Origin of the sequence: Corynebacterium antarcticum (genome assembly GCF_016595285.2) — a bacterium.
Classification (GTDB): Bacteria; Actinomycetota; Actinomycetes; order Mycobacteriales; family Mycobacteriaceae; genus Corynebacterium; species Corynebacterium antarcticum.
Genome location: NZ_JAENIP020000001.1, coordinates 393,088 through 409,923 on the forward strand (window position 1 = coordinate 393,088; position 16,836 = coordinate 409,923).

Annotated in this window: 14 protein-coding genes; 3 read left to right on the plus strand and 11 right to left on the minus strand. The window is 67.6% G+C overall.

Features of this window, described 5'->3' with window-relative positions; all coding sequences use genetic code 11:
• From JIM95_RS01750 to cobA, 5 genes are all read right to left on the minus strand, one after another.
• Positions 1-900 (minus strand): ABC transporter ATP-binding protein, encoded by a 900-nt coding sequence (locus JIM95_RS01750; RefSeq protein WP_200257131.1) that lies wholly within the window; start codon positions 898-900, stop codon positions 1-3.
• A gap of 62 nt (positions 901-962) precedes the next feature.
• On the minus strand, positions 963-1,658 hold the full coding sequence (locus JIM95_RS01755; RefSeq protein ID WP_200257129.1) for a response regulator: 696 nt from the start codon (positions 1,656-1,658) through the stop codon (positions 963-965).
• Complete coding sequence (locus tag JIM95_RS01760; protein WP_200257127.1) at positions 1,655-2,851, minus strand: sensor histidine kinase; 1,197 nt, start codon at positions 2,849-2,851, stop codon at positions 1,655-1,657. The genes JIM95_RS01755 and JIM95_RS01760 overlap by 4 nt, the downstream gene beginning before the upstream one ends.
• Positions 2,852-3,032: 181 nt before the next feature.
• On the minus strand, positions 3,033-4,538 hold the full coding sequence (locus tag JIM95_RS01765; protein ID WP_323373203.1) for an MFS transporter: 1,506 nt from the start codon (positions 4,536-4,538) through the stop codon (positions 3,033-3,035).
• A complete protein-coding gene (gene cobA, locus JIM95_RS01770) occupies positions 4,535-5,296 on the minus strand; it encodes a uroporphyrinogen-III C-methyltransferase (RefSeq protein WP_200257125.1) in 762 nt (253 codons plus the stop codon). Before cobA ends, JIM95_RS01765 begins: the two co-directional genes overlap by 4 nt.
• Before the next feature lie 203 nt (positions 5,297-5,499).
• Here cobA and JIM95_RS01775 point away from each other — a divergent pair, with 203 nt between their 5' ends.
• Positions 5,500-6,522: an ABC transporter permease gene (locus tag JIM95_RS01775; protein WP_200257123.1), complete on the plus strand. Its 1,023-nt coding sequence runs from the start codon at positions 5,500-5,502 to the stop codon at positions 6,520-6,522.
• The gene (locus JIM95_RS01780) at positions 6,519-7,238 is read left to right on the plus strand and encodes an ABC transporter ATP-binding protein (RefSeq protein ID WP_200257121.1); all 720 of its coding nucleotides are present in this window, start codon (positions 6,519-6,521) and stop codon (positions 7,236-7,238) included. Before JIM95_RS01775 ends, JIM95_RS01780 begins: the two co-directional genes overlap by 4 nt.
• On the opposite strand, the gene JIM95_RS01785 is transcribed toward JIM95_RS01780, so the two are convergent.
• From JIM95_RS01785 to JIM95_RS01795, 3 genes are all read right to left on the minus strand, one after another.
• Positions 7,235-8,587 (minus strand): cobyrinic acid a,c-diamide synthase CobB, encoded by a 1,353-nt coding sequence (locus tag JIM95_RS01785; RefSeq protein ID WP_200257120.1) that lies wholly within the window; start codon positions 8,585-8,587, stop codon positions 7,235-7,237. The genes JIM95_RS01780 and JIM95_RS01785 overlap by 4 nt on opposite strands.
• Entirely contained in the window at positions 8,581-9,201 is a 621-nt protein-coding gene (gene cobO, locus JIM95_RS01790; protein WP_200257119.1) for a cob(I)yrinic acid a,c-diamide adenosyltransferase, read from the minus strand. The genes JIM95_RS01785 and cobO overlap by 7 nt, the downstream gene beginning before the upstream one ends.
• A 205-nt stretch (positions 9,202-9,406) precedes the next feature.
• The gene (locus JIM95_RS01795) at positions 9,407-11,623 is read right to left on the minus strand and encodes an HtaA domain-containing protein (RefSeq protein ID WP_200257118.1); all 2,217 of its coding nucleotides are present in this window, start codon (positions 11,621-11,623) and stop codon (positions 9,407-9,409) included.
• Between the two features lie 281 nt (positions 11,624-11,904).
• Here JIM95_RS01795 and JIM95_RS01800 point away from each other — a divergent pair, with 281 nt between their 5' ends.
• Positions 11,905-12,306, plus strand: a complete 402-nt coding sequence (locus JIM95_RS01800) for a hypothetical protein (protein WP_200257117.1) — start codon at positions 11,905-11,907, stop codon at positions 12,304-12,306.
• A 1-nt stretch (position 12,307) separates the two neighbouring features.
• Here the strand turns inward: JIM95_RS01800 and JIM95_RS01805 are convergent, their stop codons facing one another.
• From JIM95_RS01805 to JIM95_RS01815, 3 genes are all read right to left on the minus strand, one after another.
• Positions 12,308-14,800: an HtaA domain-containing protein gene (locus tag JIM95_RS01805; RefSeq protein WP_200257116.1), complete on the minus strand. Its 2,493-nt coding sequence runs from the start codon at positions 14,798-14,800 to the stop codon at positions 12,308-12,310.
• Between the two features lie 160 nt (positions 14,801-14,960).
• Entirely contained in the window at positions 14,961-15,800 is an 840-nt protein-coding gene (locus JIM95_RS01810; RefSeq protein ID WP_234034460.1) for a vWA domain-containing protein, read from the minus strand.
• Positions 15,712-16,836 (minus strand): AAA family ATPase, encoded by a 1,125-nt coding sequence (locus JIM95_RS01815; protein WP_200257113.1) that lies wholly within the window; start codon positions 16,834-16,836, stop codon positions 15,712-15,714. Before JIM95_RS01815 ends, JIM95_RS01810 begins: the two co-directional genes overlap by 89 nt.

The window sequence follows — 16,836 nt, forward strand, 5'->3', positions numbered from 1 at the left end:
TCAGGCGCTCCTGTAGGTGGTGGTGTCGGCTGTCGCGGTGAGGAAGACGTCTTCGAGGGACTGCTCCCGGGAGGCCAGGTGTGTGATCACGATTCCCGCCCCCTGGCACAGCCGGGCGATGCGTTCAGTGGTCGTGGTCTCCGCATTGACGGTGATCAACCCGTCTGGCGCACGGTCGGCGGTGATGTCGTGCTCGGCGAGGATCCGGACGGCGGCGTCCGTATCGGTGCACCTGATCTCGTGCACCGCATCCCCGACGAAGTCCGACAGCGGCCCCTCGGCGATGAGTCTTCCCCGTCCGATGATCACGAGGCGGTCCGTGGTCACCGACATCTCGGAGAGCAGGTGCGAGGACACCAGCACGCCGCGTCCCTCCTCCGCGAGCTGCCGGGTCATCCGGCGCATCCAGATCACCCCCTCCGGGTCCAGGCCATTGACGGGTTCGTCGAGGATGACATGTCCGGGGTCGCCGAGCAGCGCGCACGCGAGACCGAGCCGCTGCCGCATGCCGAGACTGTATCCGCCGACCCTCCTGTGCGCGACGGAGTACAGGCCGACGCGGTCGAGCACGGTATCGACACGATCGGCGTCGATACCGCCCGCCCGCGCCATCATGCGCAGATGTGCCCGTCCGCTGCGTCCCGGGTGGAACCAGGAGGCGTCGAGCAGCGCGCCGATGACGCGGGCCGGTGCGGGCAGCGCGGTGAAGCGACGCCCATCGATGAAGGCGGTGCCCGCATCCGGGCGTTCGAGTCCGCAGATCATGCGCATGGTGGTCGATTTTCCGGCGCCATTGGGGCCGAGGAAACCCGTGACCTGCCCGTCGGGCATGGTGAAGGAGAGATCGTCGACGGCGGGCGTACCGCCGTATCTTCTGGTCAGTGAGGTGACTGTGATCATGTCTCCACGATCCCGCGTCGGGTGAGGTCCCCACGTCCTCCGCCGAGGTGATCCCCGGGAAATCAGCCCCCGGGATGAGCGAGCAGCTCCGCGCGACCCACCAGGCCGGTCCGGTAGGCGTAGAGAACCGCGTGAACCCTGTCCCGGGATCCCGTCTTCGCGAGAATGTGCCGGATGTGGGTCTTCACCGTGGCCATGGACACGAACTCGCGGGCGGCGATCTCGTCGTTGTTGTAGCCCAGTGCGACCAGTCGCAGAATCTCGGTCTCCCGCGGGGTGAGCGGGTCAATGAGGGGAACCGGAGCCGGGATCTGCTCTTCGACCGCATCCACACCCGTCTGCCCGGGTGCCCTCAGTCGTTCAAGCAGCTCCGCGGTCACCGACGGTGCGAGGACCGCAGCCCCGGAGTGCACGGTGCGCACGGCGTCGAGAAGCTCCTCCGGCTGGGCGTCCTTCAACAGGAACCCGGACGCTCCGGCGGCGATCGCACCGCTGACGAAGCGCTCATCGTCGAAGGTGGTGAGCATGATGACGCGGACATGGCGGTCACTCGAGAGCACACGCCTGGTCGCCGGAATACCACCGGTCCGGGCCATCTGGACATCCATCAGGATGATGTCGGCACTCGATTCCCCTTCGGGGATCTCATCACCGTCGCCCGCCTGCCAGACGACCTCCATGTCGTCCTGGCTGCCGATGAGCATGGCGAAACCCGCACGCACCAGGGGCTGGTCGTCGACGATTCCGACCCGGATCATCTCGGCACCGTCGCCGTCACCACGAACCGTGCACCCGTGTCCACGACATCCAGCTGCCCACCGACCGCTCTCAGACGTTCCCTCATCCCGGTGATGCCGAAGCCGCTTCCCCCGGGATTCCCCGTCTGACCGGTCGGGTTGGTCGCGGTGACGGTGACGGCCCTGCCCGTGTCGGTCGCGGCGAGTTCCCCGGTGCCGTCGCCGTGCCGGAGCATGTTCGTCAGCATCTCCTGGACCAGCCGGTACAGCGTCATCTGCGACAGCTGGGACAGGTCCGTCGGGATCTTTTCCAGCCCCTCTGCACGCAGCGCCAATCCGCTTCGCCGTGCATCCGCGATCAGGCCGGGGATGTCCGCGGTACCGGGTGGGGCGGTCTCTGAACGTCCCTCATCCTCCCGCAGGACGCTCAGCAGGCCCCGCATCTGAACCAGTGACTCCCTGGAGGTCTCCGCGATCAGCTCCAGGGTGTGCACCGCCACCTGAGGATCCTTGCGCGCCGCGAACCTGGCACCGTCGGCCAGTGAGGTGACCGCGGCCAGGGAGTGCGCCACGATGTCGTGCATCTCGCGGGCGATGCGCGTTCGTTCCACCACACCGGCGAGTTCCGCGCGCTGGCGGAGCGCCTCGAGATCGCGCCGTCTGCGGCGCGCGATATCACCGAGCAACCAGAAGAACGCCACCCAGGTCCACGAGGAGAAGAGGCCCGCCACCAGCATCACCACCGGCCATCTGTCTCCTTCGGGGAGGAGAGAGATGTTCCACAGCACCAACAGGGCCACGGTGGCGCCGAGCAGCATCGCGCCGAGGTACACGAAGCGGACACGCGATGTGATGCGCGCGGCGGTGAGGAACGCACAATACGCCACGATCACCGCGCCGGCGCCCGGTCCGCCGGGTAGACCGCGAAACAGGATCGCCGACAACACGATGCCCGTGGTCCCGACGGCGACCGCCGGGTACCCAGGCGCGACGAGCAACACGCAGGCGATGATGAGATAGAGGACCGAGGAGAGTGTGTCGGTGTGCCCACCGGCGTCCAGGAGGATGACCCCGGACGCGCAGAACACGTAGCAGAACGCGTGACCCGTCCCGCCGACGGCGGTGCGGACACGCTCCAGAAGCGCGGCGGTGGCTCCGGAACAGGTGACGGGTGGCGGCATCGGGCAGGTCTCTCGGATCGGGTGCAGGTCCACCCGCCAATCGTAGGACCCCGCGGGCGGGAGGAAATCAGCCTCAGGGATGACTTGTGGATCGGACCGGAAGCAGGGGCGCTCTCAGTCGCCTGCCGGGTCCACGATCCATCCTCGGAGGGGCTTCATTCCGGCGAATCCCCACCGGCGTACCGGGCGCCCACGGTGCGGTCGATGCACCGCGCTAGCCGAGCGTGCTGGCCTTCTCCGCTTCGCGGCCCTCGCGGATCTGCTCCGGGGTGAAACGCACGAACACCAGGGATATCACCACGACCGCGATCGCCAGACCGGCGCAGATCAGCAGTGATGAGGTGTACCCCGTTCCGAGCGCGGCACGCGCCGTGTCATCGAGGGCCGCCCGGTCGATCCGGTCGAAGGTGGAACCGAGAACCGACCTGGCACGGTATTCCGCGAATGCGGTCACCGCGGCGAGCCCGAGGGGGCCACCGAGGGTCTGCGACACCAGCGACGTGGCGGTCAGCGGCCCGACATCCATGGGTTTGACGCCTGCGACGACGGACAGGGTCAGCGGGATGAGCACGACACCGATACCGAACCCGATGACGAGGATCGGCAGAAGGAGGTCAGGGATGTAGGTGGTGTCCACACCTAGCGTGGAGCCGAACACGAATCCCGCGACGAGGATGAGTCCGCCCGCGGCGATGATGAACCGGGGCGCGGTCCGCTCCACGACGAGCCCGGCGATCCAGCTTCCCGCCCCGAGCGCGAAGGCGAAGGGAATGAACGCCAGTCCCGCCTGGAGCGGGCCGTAGCCGACGACCTCCTGGACGAACAGCGCGACCTGCACGGTCATCGCCATCATGAGAGCGCCGACGAGCAGCAGACAGATGAACACAACGGCGCGGGAGCGATCGCCGAACATGTGCAGCGGCAGCACCGGGTTGGGGACCCGACGCTGGGAGAGGAAGAACGTGACGAGGGTGGCTGCGCCGAGGATCAGGGCGCCGATGACGACGGGCGAGTACCCGGTGCCGCCCTCCGCGAGGCCGAACACCAGGAGGGTGGACGCGCCGGTGGCGAGGATCGCACCCCGGACGTCGAGCCGGATCCGCTCGAATGCGGGTGTGCGGGCGAGCACCTTCACACCGACGGCGAGGATCAGCAACCCGATGGGGACGTTGATGAGGAAGATCCACCGCCAGCTCGCTTCGGTGAGAGCGCCGCCGGCGACGAGGCCGAGGACACTGCCCAGGCCCGTCATCATCGCGAACACGGAGAACGCCTGGTTCCGCGCTTTGCCCGGGGCGAAGGTGACCACGATGAGCGCCATCGCGGTGGGTGACGCAATGGCCGCACCGATCCCCTGGATGACCCGCGCGGCGAGCAGGATCACCGGTGTGGTCGACAGACCGCAGGCCAGGGAGGCGAGGGTGAACAACCCGACACCGGTCAGGAACACCCGCTTCCGGCCGAAGGTGTCGCCGAGCCGACCACCGAGCAGGAGCAGGCCGCCGTAGGCCAGGGCGTAGGACGTCACGACCCAGGATCGGAGGTTGTCCGTGAGGCCAAGCTCGATCTGGATACGCGCGAGCGCGAGGTTGACCACCGTGCCGTCGAGAACCACCATCAGCTGCAACGCCGAGAGCACCGCGAGCGGCAAGCCGAGTGCGGAGGCGGCCACCGGTGGGGTGATCTCCCGGGCGCCGGGCCCGGTTCCGCGGGCGGTCACAGACCCGCCACCTCTCCGATGACGATGACGGCGGGTGGGGTCACCCCGTTGGTGGTGATCAGGGTACCGAGGTCACCGAGGACACCACGGAAGCTTCTCTCCCGGTCCGTGGTGCCCTCCTGGATCACGGCCACCGGGGTCTCCGGGCTGCGCCCGGCGGCGATGAGGGCGGTCGCGATGGCCGGTGAGTTCTTCACCCCCATGATCACGACGAGGGTTCCGCCGGTGCGGGCCAGGGCGTCGTAGTCGACGAGTGATTTGGGGTGCCCGGGTGGCACATGTCCGGAGATGACGGTGAAGGAGTGCACGACGCCGCGCTGCGTGACCGGGACGTCGGCGGCGGCGGGCACAGACACCGCACTGGTCACCCCGGGGACGACCTCGCACTCGATTCCTGCCTCGCGGCAGGCCACGAGTTCCTCGAATCCACGGCCGAAGACGTAGGGATCCCCACCCTTGAGTCGGGCGACGGCGCGCCCGGCGCGGGCATGGGTGATCAGCAGTTCATTGATCTTCTCCTGCGCCATCTGTCTGCCGTAGGGCAGCTTGGATGCGTCGATGACCTCCTTGCCTGTGAGATCGCAGAGCTGGTCCAGCTGGTCGGTCGGTCCGAGATGGTCGGCGACGATGACATCGGCGGCCCGGAGGCGGTTCATTCCCCGGACGGTGATGAGGTCGTGGGCGCCCGGCCCGCCGCCGATGAGGGTGACGTGGCCGGATGAGGGCTGTCCGGTACCGGTGCTGGTGGGTGAACTCATAGATGTCGAGTGTAGTCGTTCGATTCAGGCCCACCTGGGTTGGAGTCCGGTCGGTGGAGAGCACCCAACCGAACGTTTGATTCGTCAAATGACTAAACGAACTGTCCGTTTCTGTCCGGTTTTCCGATTCCACACGCATCTGATCCGCGCACACTGGAGGACAGTTCCCACCAGTCCGCCCTGAAGGAGGAGTTTCCCCGATCATGTTCCTCGCTCTCCGCGACCTGCGGGCCGCCCGTGGCCGGTTCGCCCTGATCACCGTCACCGTGGCGATGATGGCCCTGCTGGTCAGTTTCCTCTCCGGCCTCACGGGAGGTCTGACCCACCGGAGCATCTCCGCCCTGTCCACCATCGGAGGTGCCTCCGCGACCCTGTCCGACACCGGAGAGGCCAGCCTGGACCGGTCACGGCTCGATCCGGAATCCACCACCGCACTTCTGGACGCTGCTGCAGCGGCCGGAACCCCCGCCACCGCCGTGGGGATCGACCGGAGCCTGCTCGGCGAGGAATCCGTGTCGGTACTGGCGACCCGGCCCGCGGCCGACGGCCCGGCGGATGCGTCCACTCCCCTGCCCGGACCGGGTCACGTCGTCCTCTCCGAGGCCGCGGCGAAGGCCACGGGGCTGGCCGCCGGGGATTCGGCGGACCTCGGCCGCTACGGCACGGTGACGGTCGACGCCGTGCGCGGCGACGACCACTACTCGCACCAACCGGTCGTCTGGGCCCATCTCGACGCGGATGCGCCGGCCACATTCATCGCGTCGGGCGCCCCGATCGACGGGGAACCCGGCACGCTGGGTATCTCCGCCGGGAACCTGCCCGGCACGATGGCGTCACACAAGGCGGAGTCGACCTCCCTCACCATGATCAACGTGATGCTGCTGATCATCACCGCGTTGGTCACCGGTGCCTTCTTCACCGTGTGGACCATCCAACGGAAGCCCGACATCGCCACCCTGAAGGCCCTCGGAGCCACGGGCGCGGCACTCGTCGTCGACGCTCTCGGTCAGGCCGCCGTGATCCTCGCGGTGGGCGTCGGCGCGGGGCTCGCGCTGACCCTGATCTCGGCGTCGTTGATCGGTGATGGACTGCCGTTCGTGGTGTCGACCTCGACGACGCTCTACCCGGCGCTCGCCATGTTCGCGCTCGGCCTGGTCGGTGCCGCGGCCGCACTGTCCTTCCTGAAATCCGCTTCCCCGCTTTCCGCTCTCGGAGGTAACCGATGAACTCCCGTCCAGTCCTCACCCTCGACGACGTCACCCTGACCTTCCCCGACGGCGCCGGTGAGATCACCGCGGTCGATCGCGCGTCGCTGTCCCTCGACGCCGGTGAACTCATCGCCATCACCGGCCCCTCCGGTTCCGGCAAGTCCTCGCTCCTGGCCGTCGCCTCCACGCTGCAGCCCCCGACCTCCGGGTCGATCCGGCTGGGCGACCGGGAACTCGCCGGTCTCTCCTCCCGGGAGGCGGCCGCCGTCCGACGGAACGACATCGGGATCGTCTTCCAGCAACCGAACCTGATCGGATCACTCACCGCCACCGAACAGTTGATGATGACCCGGCACCTGGAGTCCCCGTGGCGGAGACGTGCCTCCAAAGCCGCGACGCGGGGCCGCGCCCTCGAGCTCTTCGAACGTCTCGGCCTAGCCGATGCCCGCGACCGGAACGTCGGTGCACTGTCCGGTGGTCAGCGGCAGCGCGTCAACATCGCCCGCGCCCTGATGAACTCCCCGGCACTCCTCGTCGTCGACGAACCGACCTCGGCGCTCGATTCCGGGCGTTCCGCGGACGTGATGGACCTGCTCCTGGAACTCGTCACGGAGGAGAAGGTCGGGACCCTCCTGGTCACCCACGACGAGGAGGCCGCCCGGCGCGCCGACCGCCGGTGCACGATGGTGGACGGGAAACTCACCGAGGATCGCCGGGCGCTCGTCGGCGGCTAGACGCAGGCGGCCACGAACCGTTCGATGGCTCTCGGTGTCGCGGCCGGATGGCAGTGCAGATAGGACGCGTGCACGGTGTCGCCCGCGAATCCCTCCCGGACACCCCGCCCGTCCCAGCCACGCCAGCCCCAGGCGGGTGACCAACCGGCCACGGAGGTGTCGGTGAGGGCTGTGTGGTGGAACTCGTGGCCCGTGAGTCGCTCCCCCTCCCTGTGGAGCACCGAGTCAGACAGCGCGACGGCTTCCCGGTAGCCGAGGGTGAGCCGCCGGCCCATGGCCGCGTGGGTGTCGATCACCCCGAGCATCGGATGCGCGTCGAGGCTCGCGGTCAGCCACAGCAGGCCCGCGCACTCCCCGTGGACGGGCATACCGTCGGCGATCCGTTCCCGAACCCGCTGTCGGAGCCCGGTCCGGCCCGCGAGATCCTCCACATGCTCCTCGGGGAACCCGCCGGGAATGATGAGTCCGTCGCAGTCCGGCAGGTCATCGGTGAGCGGGTCGAAGCGCACGACCCGGGCGCCCGCCGCACCGAGGAGCTCGGTGTGTTCCGCGTAGGCGAAGGTGAAGGCGGGTCCACCGGCGACTGCGATCGTCGGGCTGCCCACCGGCGCGACCTCGGTGCGCGGATTCCACGCCTCCCCGTCCCACGTGCAGTCGGCGACGGAGACGAGGCCGTCCAGGTCGAGGTGCTCCTCGACGAGATCGGCCATCCGCTCGACGGCGGTGACCGCGGCACCGCCCCGCTCGACCGCGGTCACCAGCCCCAGGTGGCGGGAGGGCACCTCGATGTCGGCGAAGCGGGGCAGGGAACCGAGGACGGGCACGCCGACGGCATCGCACGCGCGGCGGCAGACCGCGTCGTGGCGTCCGGTTCCCGCCCGGTTCAGGATCACCCCGGCCAGTCGCACGCCGTCGACGGCCGTCGCGAATCCGCGGACCATCGCTCCGATCGACTGGCTCATTCCCCGGACATCGACCACGAGGATGACCGGCATGCCCAGGGTGCGGGCGATCTCCGCGGTGGAACCGGGTGCGCAGACCGGATCCGAACCGGCCGCGATGCGGCCGTCGAAGAGCCCCATCACACCCTCGACTACGGAGATGTCGCAGCCTGCGGAACCGTGGGCGTAGAGCGGACCGATCCGTTGGCCACCGCACATCACCGAGTCGAGGTTCCTTCCGACCCTGCCCGCGGCGAGACCGTGATACCCGGGGTCGATGTAGTCTGGCCCGACCTTGAACGGGGCGACCTCCATCCGACGCGCCAACGCCCTGATCAGGCCCGTGGCGATCGTGGTTTTGCCGGTGCCGGACGCGGGCGCCGCGATGCACAGGCCCGGTACTACCACTCGATTCCTCTCTGTCCCTTGCGCCCCTGGTCCATCGGGTGCTTGATCTTCGTCATCTCGGTGACGAGATCGGCGACCTCGATGAGTTTCGGGTCCGCGTCCCGGCCGGTCATGACGATGTGCTGGCGTCCCGGCCGGTCCACCAGGGTCGCCACGACCTCGTCAACGTCGATCCAGCCCCATTTGATCGGGTAGGTGAACTCATCTAGGACGTAGAAGTCGTGGGTCTCCGCCTCAATCCGGCGACGGATCTCCGCCCATCCCTCCGCTGCGTCGCGGGCGTGATCCTCCTCGGTCCCGGCCTTGCGCGCCCAGGACCACCCTTCGCCCATCTTGTGCCACTCGACGGGACCACCTTCACCCGTCTCCTCGTGGAGCTGGCCCAGGCGTCGGAGCACGGCTTCCTCCCCGACCTTCCATTTCGCGGACTTCACGAACTGGAACACCCCGATGTTCATCCCCTGGTTCCAGGCACGCATGGCCATCCCGAAGGCCGCCGTCGATTTTCCCTTCCCCGGACCGGTGTGCACCGCCGTGACGGGGAGCATCCGGCGCTGCCGGGTGGTCAGACCGTCATCGGGGATGCTGGCTGGGTCTAGTTTTCCCTTGGGCATGGGGAGAATCCTTCGGTGCGTCGGTTGCAGCTGGTCGGGATCATCCTATCGTGACGGGTGTCGCCGCCGACGGGTATCGGTTCTCCGGTGGCTCCGGAGTCCCCCCTGAATGACCGTTCCCCGACCCTCCTGTTGGGAGAGACGGGGAACGGTTTTTTCGGTGACGCCGGTCACCCGGGATCATCCCGGGCGTGTGGGCACCGATCTAGCGGTACAGGCCCAGAATGCTGAACTTGATGAAGTGGAACAATGCCGCGATCATCGCGGCGATTCCACCGATGTTCAGGAGAGACAGCAGGCTCAGGCCACCGAAACCGATGAGGAGCTTTCCGCCGGACCCGGAGGACATGTCGTCGTTGCCGTCAGGGGTCTCCGTCGTGGTGGTCACGGGCGTGGAGGTCTCTGTCGTGGTGGTCTCCGGGGTGGAGGTCTCCAGCGTGGTGAGAACCGGCGTGGAGATCGCCGGCGTGGAAGTCGCCGGACTCGAGGTGGCCGGCGTGATGGTGGCCGGCGTTTCAGTGCTCTTCAGCGGCTCGTTGCCGTCGGATGTCCCGAGCTCGATGGCCTCGAGGGTGTCATCGGCGGTGCCGACGGTGACGGCGTCGCCGCCGGTGGAGACCTTGATGAAGGTGAGGGTCTCTTCGCCACCGAAGTCGTGGACACCGGAGATGAAGATGTCGTCGCCGACGAACTTCAGTGTGTCCGCGGCCTGGCCGTTGGTGTACTGGAGGGTGGAACCGACGGTGGTGCTCGAGATGAACTCGAGTGTGGTCGGATCGAGGACGGCGAGTTCGTTGCCGTCGCTGGCGCTGGCCATCACGAGGTTGCCCTCGGAGTCGAAGGTCGCACCGGTGATGAAGTCGAAGGCGGCGACCTCGTCGGCGGTGCTCTTCTTGGTGAACGTGCCGTCGGAGTAGGTGTAGACGCCGACTGACTCGAAGTCACTGTTCACGCCGTTGTAGAACACGACGTTACCGCCGACGATGCTGGCGGTACGTCGTCCGCCTCCGTACAGCACCGACTTGAACTGCTCCTTGGCCGCCTCGATCTCGACGGCCGCCGGGGTCTGCCCCGGGCGGATGTGGAGCGGCGTGCTGCCCGTGCGCCCATCGGGCCCATCGAGGATGTCGTCGAGGATGTAGACGAACGTGCCGTCGGGAAGGGCACGGAGGCCGACGGCGTTACCGGTGGGACTCCTGTAGCCGTAGGTGCTGTCGAAGCTCCCGCCGTCCTCTGAGGCCGGGGTTCCGCGGACCTCGCTCATGGGAGGCAGTGCCGTCTGACTGGAGGTTCCGTCCGCGAGGTTGAACACGGTGAACACGCCCTCACGCGTGCCGGGGTCGGAGGTGAGGACGCCGAGGGTGTCCGTACCCTCCGAGTAGGCGAGACCGGTCACGTTCGAGTTCGGCACGGTACCGAGTTCCATGACGGCACCGAGACCTGCTGCGGTCGCGTCGGCGTAGCGGATCGTGTTTCCGTCGGCCCAGTAGAGCGTGTCGGTGGCCGACTTCAGCGCGGAGGGGTTGCCGAGGTTGACGGTGATGTCGTCAACGGCGGTGAACTCACTGAGATCGTTGTCCGCGATGACGATCTGGGAGTCACTCGCCTCCTTGCCGCGGGTGATGTGGAGGACGGACCCGTCCTTCAGACCGAACAACCGGTTGGCATCACCCCTGGAGTACGAGGTCACGGCTTCCTTCACCAGGGTGAGGTCTTCCGTGGCACCGGTGGAGGTGCCGAAGGAGATGGGATCGTCGAAGGAGAGATCCAGGGCGTCCAGGGCGTCGTAGCCCTTCGGGTTTCCACTGAGCGCGGCACGTCCCTCTTCGGTGACGGTGACCGCGATGTCCCGGACGGTGGAGACCTCACCGGACTTGTACCTGGCATTCGAGAGGTCCAGATCGGCCATCACGACGCGGCTGGGACCGAACCACTCCTTGGTATTCTTGTCGAGGGTGTGCACGATCATCGAGATGTTCCCGGTGCCATCGGCCGGGTTGATCGTCACGGTGGGCTCACTGATGGTCAGGTCGAGTTTGCAGTTTCCGCGCTCATCCTGGTCCATGTAGGTCGGACCGCAGAAGTTCATGACGTTGGCGGTACCGGCGTAATTCAGCACCACGATCCCGTCATCGGAGTCGGTGCGGGAGATGAAGGCGAAGGACGGCACACCCGAGTGGAGCGTCGCTCCGTCGAAGACGCGGTCGAAACCTCCGGATGCCTGCCGGAAGATGCCCAGTACACCCCAGGCGAGGGCCGGGGTGTCGTCCGCGTAGCTGGTGGTTGAGGCGACGTGCTCGATGCCGATCTTCGCGTTCTCGTCAGCGCCCGAGACAGCGGGGGTGATCAGGGAGATCGACATGGTCAGGCAGGCTACGGCGGCGAGGCCGGTCCGGGAGAGACGACGGGTGGACTGAGTCATGGTGCGTTACTTTCTGGGTTTCAGGGGGATATCGGTGGTTCAGGGACCCTGCTCGGCTCATTGATGTTCGAGTACCGGCTTCCGGGCCACAGCACGTTCCCTAACATACCTTAGGCATGCCTCATTTAAAATCGGGTTCTGAAAATATCTTCATGTTTCTATCAGGTAAATCTTCGCCTAAATGTTTCCGGTTCCAAGCTTCCGGAATATCTGCGACACCGCGACCGTTGATCCGGATGTCCCGTCCGCACGCCACACCCGATCCCGAAGGAACACCCACCGTGTCTACCGCATCCCACATCCCCGACATCCCGGAGGCCGCCCGCCTGGTCGGTGTCTACAACGCCAACGGGGGCGTACTCGGCGAAATGTCATATGTCATCGGAAAGCTACGGGGAACCGCCCACTGCAGCCTCTGCGATATCAGCCACGGCAGATCGGTCCGGGAACGGAAGGACTGGACCAACGCACTCGACCAACTTCCGCTCCCCCTGGAGACGGTCCATCTCAACGAAATGGACCCAGCGACAGCCCGGGTCGCAGGCGGCAACAGCCCGGTCGTCGTGTATCTGGGCGGAGACCGCGACCGCATTCTCCTCACTCCGGCCGACCTGGACTCCTGCGCGGGGCGGGTCGACCGGTTCCTGGAGCTCGTGACCGATCGGCTCGCCGGGATCCGATGATCTAGCGGGACATGACGGACAGGTGGAGGCCGCCCAGCACCTGGGTACGGAGGAAGTGGATCAGGCCCACAACGAGCGCCAGGAAGCCACTGATGTTCAGGAATGGAAGCAGCCCGGGCGCATCGACCGGGTCAGCGTCGCCGGATCCGCCGAACAGCGTCGATCCGGGCGGTGTTCCGCCGTCGCCATCCCCGGTACCGTTCCCGTCGCCATCCCCGGTACCGTTCCCGTCATCATCGCCGTCTCCGTCAACATCACCGACAGAGAAGGCGGCGATCGCTTTGTCCACGCTTCCGTCGGTGTAGGTGACCGTCACGACGACACCGATGGTCTGCCCGGCATCAGCGGCCGTGGGTGTCAGTGTGACCACACCGGTGCCGGGATCCACCACCGCTTCCCGCGGCCGTTCGCCGTCCAGCGAGTAAATCACCGTGCCGGGAACCCGGTCGCTGTCTGAGGTGAAGGTCGGTTCCGGGGAACTGGCCTTCCGCCCCGGTACCGCCGGTGTCACCGGATAGACCGGGGTGAGATCGCGGGCATCGGTCACCGGGGTCACCGGCCCCCCGTTGAGCGACTCATCCATGTGGAACGGGGTGATCGAGGGGTCGAGCTTGCCCGCAGCGGTGGCCTCCTCGAGCACCTGGAGTCCGATGTAGGTGTTGAGATCGGTGTCCGGGTTTTCGGTACTCGGCCGGCCGTCGAGGACGATGATCCGTCCACCGGTGGCGATGACCCCGTCATTCTGATTGCGTTCGGTTCCCTTCATGAAACTCGACAGGGTCGCCGAATCCACCACCTCGAAGGTGACGGGATCGATGATGGCCAGGGTGGATCTGTCGGCGTCGGTGAGGACGAGATTGCCGTCATCGGTGAACGTGCCACCGGCGAGATTCGCGAGGTTCACCCCGTCCACGACGACCTTGTCCCGACCGTGAACCTGTGTGAAGGTGCCGTTCTCGTAGGTGTAGGTGGCCACCCCCTGCCCTTCCTGGTCCGCGTAGTCGTTCCAGATCGCTATCCGGCCACCACGGACCGCGACGCCGTCATTGGATGCGACGAACTCGTACTGCGGCCACGCTTCGGTGACCAGGGTCGCGGTGACATCCCCCTTCGGAGTGACGTGGATCGGGACGGCCCCGCGTTTCCGGGGTCCGCCGAACCCGTCGTCGGTCCCCTCGACCGGTGTCGTTCCGTGATCATTCACGGACAGCCAGGTCCCGTCCGGCAGGCCGAGGAGCTTCGATGCGCGCCCGTTCGGGATGGACTCGCCGTACGCGCCGTCCGAGTAGTACCTGTCATCGACGGGGATACCGAACAGCTGGCTGCCACTGGGCAGGTCGACGGTCGTGCGCTCCCCACCCGGGGCGATGGTGGTGAACTGGTCCTCCCCCTTGCGGGCCTGGTGAATGATGCCCACCTCGCCGGTCGCCGAGTTGAAGCCCATCGAGGTCACACGGTGCGGGAGACGGGTGATGAGTTCCGGTTCACCCACACCCGCCGCCGTGACCGTGGCCCTGTAGACCGGGGTGTCCACGACCGGATCCAGGAACCCCGCGGGCTCGTTGTATCCGGCGAAGTAGAGCACGTTCTCCGTCGGGTCGTAGGCGGAGGGGTTGTCCGAGTCGAGATCGATCGTGCGTTTCTCGCCGATCGGCTTCATGTCCCGCCCGATCAGGACGGCGGTGTTGGCCTCATGGTCCCCCGCGACCAGCACCAGTGATCCGTCGCTCCGCGGGAAGAGCCGCACCGCGTGCTCGAGGACGATACCCGTGTGTTCGGCGACTGTCGTCGAGTAGCCGCCGTCCCCGGCGCCCGTGAACCCGGGGTCACCCGTGAAGGTGAAGTCCAGGAGGGACAGCGCGTCGCCCTCGTCGAGGATGTCACTGAACGCGTGCGCCCCGGCGACGGTCAACGCCGAGGGGACATCCGCCCACGTGGTCAGGTCGCCCGAGGTGTTGTAGCGGCCGTTCTTCAGGTCGAAGGTGGCCAGGTCCAGTCGTCCCGGCCCCTCCCACTCACCGGAGTTCCGGTTGACGGTGTGAACGACGGCGCTGAACATTCCCCTGCCCGTGGCCGGGTCGTAGGTGACCCACGGGCGGGAGAAGGTCAGGTCGAGCTGGCACTGGCCGCGCACTTCCTCGGGGGTCTCGCAGAAGCTCCGGATGTTCGCCGTCCCGTGGTACTTCAGGAGCACCTGTCCGTCCGGGGTGGTCTCCCGCCCCACGAAGGGCCAGATGATGTCGCTGCTCCCCTGCCGCGCTCCGTCGAGGGTGGTGTCGGCACCTCCCGCAATCTGCATGAACAGGTCGCGGATGTTCCAGTACATCGCCGGAGTGTCATCGGGGTACTCGGTGACTTCAGCCGTGTGCCTGATCCCGATGGGGTCGGTCGCGTCCGCCGCGGCCGGCGACACGATCAGCGGGGAGGCGGTCAGTGCGACACATGCGAGTGCGCCGATTCCCGCCCGGTGGATTCGGTGGATTCTTCTGGCCATGGGGTGTCCTCGGGGTCCTCGGAAGGTGCGGTACCGCACCGTGAACCCGGGGCCGGCCCGGACGGAGTGGTGCCGCCTTGACCGGAATCTTAGTTTAGGCTCAGCTAATACTGATGTTTCCGGACAAACTGTGAGGCACTCCTCAGTCTTCGACGGCCACTCAGACAGCCTCGATGACGCCGGCCACCGAATCCGCCGACACCTCATCGAGGCGGACACAGACCCCCTCGAGCCGTTTGGCGAGGTCCGCAGCCAGGCCGAGTCGGATGCGACCCGCCCGCTCACAGTCGATCACCAGACTTCCCGCTAATCCGCGCTCCCGGATCACGGCGGCGGCCCGGCGGACCCCGGCGGTCCCGGATGCCCCGGTGGCGCGCCCGTCGGAGAGCACGACGAGCAGGGCCCGGCGTCCCGGTTCCCTGCGGTGTTCCCGTTCGATCAGGTCGTGGGCCATCATCAGGCCCTCCCCGAGAGGCGTGCGCCCGCCGGTCGGAGCTCCCTCGAGCCGACGCACAGCGGTCACGGTTGATCCGGTCGGGGGAAGCAGGATCTCGGGGGCCGATCCCCTGACCGAGATCACCGCGATCCTGTCCCGGCGCTGATAGGCGTCCCGGAGCATCGAGACGACGGCACCGGTCACGGCAGCGAGCCTGTCCCTGCCCGCCATCGACCCCGAGGCGTCGACGACGAAGACGATGAGGTTGGACTCCATGCCTCGCCGGAGTGAACCGCGGAGATCCTCGGGCCGGAAGTCGATCATGCCGTCCACGATCCCGGCGCCCCGCTCAGCGGCCGCGAGCACCGAACCGACGACGTTCAGCCCGCGACCGCCCGGTATCGCCCGGACGTTCTGTCCCTGGGCCGACCACGCCTTGGAGCGTCGCCCGGGGATTCCCTCGTCCCCGGCCCCCTTACGCCTCAGTACCCGCGGAACGAAAGGGGGCGCCCTGTTCGGCGCGACCTGCCTTCCCGTCGGAGGTCGGCTGTTCGGACGGTTCATCGCTCTGCCCGGGAGGGTCCTGGGGGGTGTTGTCCTCCGTGTCCCGGTCCTCGGGTTCTGGCGCGTTGTCCTCGGGTTCCGGGGCGTTGTCCTCCGGCTGCTCCGGGTGCTGGTCGCGGGCCTCGTCCATGGTCTCGTCGAGCTTGTCCTCGTCGAGACCGGGCTCGTCGAAGGGGTCACGGCGGCGCCGGTGCGGTAGCGCGAGCTGCGCCGCGGTCCGGATGTCCTCATCGGTGACGGCGGTGTCCCCGCGGTAGGCGGCGCAGGCCACCGCGGCGCGAGCGATGACGAGGTCGGCGCGCATTCCGTCGACATCGAAGCTGGCGCAGATGTGCGCGATGCGGGCCAGATTCGTCCCCGTGAGCTCGACCCGGGGGAGAATCTCCCGCGCCCGGGCTATGCGGGCGGAGAGATCGGCGTCCTCCTCCGCCCACACAGACGCGAATCCCGCGGGATCCGCCTCGTAGGCCAGACGCCGCCGGATGATCTCGGTGCGGATCGCGACATCGCGTGATGCGGCGACATCGACGGCCAGACCGAATCGGTCGAGCAACTGGGGACGCAGCTCCCCCTCCTCCGGGTTCATCGTCCCGACGAGCACGAAGTTCGCGGGCGAGCTGTGCGAGATGCCGTCCCTCTCGATGGTGACGCGGCCGGTGGCGGCCGCATCGAGGAGCGTGTCCACGAGGTGATCGGCGAGGAGGTTCACCTCGTCGACGTAGAGCACACCGCCGTCGGCCTGCGCCAGCAGGCCGGGATGATACTCGGCACGGCCGGTGGTCAGCACCGTCTCGACGTCGAGCGAACCGACCACCCGGTCCTCGGTGGCGCCGATGGGCAGGTTGACCAGCGGCGCCCCACCGAGGAGGGCCGCGAAGGCCCGGACCGTGGTCGTCTTCGCGGTGCCCTTCTCCCCACGCACGACCACACCCCCGATCCGGGGCGAGACCGCGTTGAGGGTCAGGGCCAGCCGCAGCTGGTCCTGACCCACGACCGCAGCGAACGGGTAACCGGCGTCGGGGGTGGAGTGCGTCAC

Excerpts from the sequence above, each read along its gene's own strand:
- JIM95_RS01750 (WP_200257131.1), bottom strand. The coding sequence starts at position 900 with ATGATCACAGTCACCTCACTGACCAGAAGATACGGCGGTACGCCCGCC.
- JIM95_RS01755 (WP_200257129.1), bottom strand. The coding sequence starts at position 1,658 with ATGATCCGGGTCGGAATCGTCGACGACCAGCCCCTGGTGCGTGCGGGT.
- cobA (WP_200257125.1), bottom strand. The coding sequence starts at position 5,296 with ATGAGTTCACCCACCAGCACCGGTACCGGACAGCCCTCATCCGGCCAC.
- JIM95_RS01775 (WP_200257123.1), top strand. The coding sequence starts at position 5,500 with ATGTTCCTCGCTCTCCGCGACCTGCGGGCCGCCCGTGGCCGGTTCGCC.
- JIM95_RS01780 (WP_200257121.1), top strand. The coding sequence starts at position 6,519 with ATGAACTCCCGTCCAGTCCTCACCCTCGACGACGTCACCCTGACCTTC.
- cobO (WP_200257119.1), bottom strand. The coding sequence starts at position 9,201 with ATGCCCAAGGGAAAACTAGACCCAGCCAGCATCCCCGATGACGGTCTG.
- JIM95_RS01795 (WP_200257118.1), bottom strand. The coding sequence starts at position 11,623 with ATGACTCAGTCCACCCGTCGTCTCTCCCGGACCGGCCTCGCCGCCGTA.
- JIM95_RS01805 (WP_200257116.1), bottom strand. The coding sequence starts at position 14,800 with ATGGCCAGAAGAATCCACCGAATCCACCGGGCGGGAATCGGCGCACTC.
- JIM95_RS01810 (WP_234034460.1), bottom strand. The coding sequence starts at position 15,800 with ATGAACCGTCCGAACAGCCGACCTCCGACGGGAAGGCAGGTCGCGCCG.